Source organism: Thermogutta sp., from assembly GCF_039793925.1.
Lineage (GTDB): Bacteria > Planctomycetota > Planctomycetia > Pirellulales > Thermoguttaceae > Thermogutta.
The window spans coordinates 1-1,585 of the sequence record NZ_JBAMME010000052.1 but is presented as its reverse complement, the minus strand read 5'-3'; the positions used below and the strand labels follow the sequence as shown (position 1 = coordinate 1,585).

Genomic DNA, 1,585 nt, shown 5'->3' with positions numbered 1-1,585 from the left:
TCAGTGGCGATGACACCGGACGGGGACTTTGTGATCACCTGGACGAACACGCGGAATGGGAATGCCGACATTTATGCCCGGAGGTTTGCCGCGAACGGTCAGCCGCTGGGGGACGCTTTCCTGGTGAACACGTTCACGGCCAACGATCAGAAGTGGTCGGATGTGGCGATGGACGCGGAGGGGCGGTTTGTGGTGGTGTGGTCGAGCCTGGGTCAGGAAACTGGTTTTACAGTGCCGAGCTGGGGCATTTTTGCCCGGCGGTATGATGAGAACGGCCAGGCGGTGGGGGCGGAATTCCAGGTGAACACGACGGTGCTGGGTGACCAGACACTGCCCAGCGTGTCGATGGATTATCGCGGCAACTTCGCGATTGCCTGGCAGACGGTGGTAGGTCCACTGGACACCGATATTGCGGTAGCCGTGTTCAATTGGTCTGGCGCGGTGATTCTGCCGGAGACGATCGTGAATGTAAGCCGTGCGGGTCAGCAGACGAACCCGGATATCGCTTTGGCACCGGGTGGGAATCGGTTTGCGGTAACCTGGACGGGTTTGGACACCCAGGGGACGGGGGTGTATGCGCAGGTTTATGCGCCGGATCCCACCACCGGAGTGTGGACCGGTCTCCCGGCGGACATTGCGGTGAACACGACGATCCAGGGGGATCAGCGGTTCTCTTCGATTGCGATGGATGGGGTTGGTAATTTTGTGGTGACATGGAGTGGATACGGCACACAGCGGGACGAGGAGGACCTGGCGGACTCGGGAGTGTTCTATCAGCGGTTTGACAGTGCGGGGAACCGTCTGGGCGGAGAGCGTCGTGTGAACCAGGTGGTGGCGGGACGGCAGTGGATACCGTCGGTGGCATCGGACGCGGATGGGAATTTTATTGTGGTGTTTACCGGTCCGAGTGCGACGAATCCCTCGCTGACCACGGTGTACCGATTTGACAGCCGGGTTTATTTGAATCAGGGCGACGTCTCTGCTCCGATTGTGACAAAGGTTCTTACGGGTACGGGCGGCCTGGTGTTGGAAAGTGGTCGGGTGACGCCCGGTCCGCAGCAGCTGGTGGTGGTCTTTAGCGAGGATATGTCGCAGCGGCTGGCGGATGCAAACAACAATGGGATTTTCGATGCGGGAGACATCCCTGGTCCCGACAGCATTCTCAATGTGCAGAACTGGCGGCTGTTCCGGAACGGACAGGAGGTGGTGGGTGCCATTAAGAGTGTGGAGTTCCGGTACAACGCGGTAATGCGACGCTACGAGGCGGTGCTCACGCTGGACAGTGACCCGAACACATCCGCGAGTGAGCCGCTGGTGCCAGGAGACTATCAGCTATTAGTGATGGACGTGATGACGGATGCTTATCCGTATTTCCGGGTGAGCGATCCAATTACGGGTTTACAACTGGATGGGGATCGGGATGGGGTGCCTGGTACGGGTGGAGGCCTGCTTGGATTTGTGCGGAATTTCCGGGTGGTGGGGGGCGTTCCCGGTCAGGATACGACGGTGATTCCGGGGGTGATCACACAGAATGCGCGGACGCAGCCGGAGAGTCCGAATGCGGTGGCGCGGGATGCGGATGGGG

1 protein-coding gene is annotated in these 1,585 nt (G+C 60.0%); it reads left to right on the top strand.

Features of this window, described 5'->3' with window-relative positions; translation table 11 throughout:
* Positions 1-1,585 (top strand): hypothetical protein (locus tag ABJK56_RS01680; protein ID WP_347242930.1); only part of this gene is annotated, 1,585 nt, incomplete at both ends.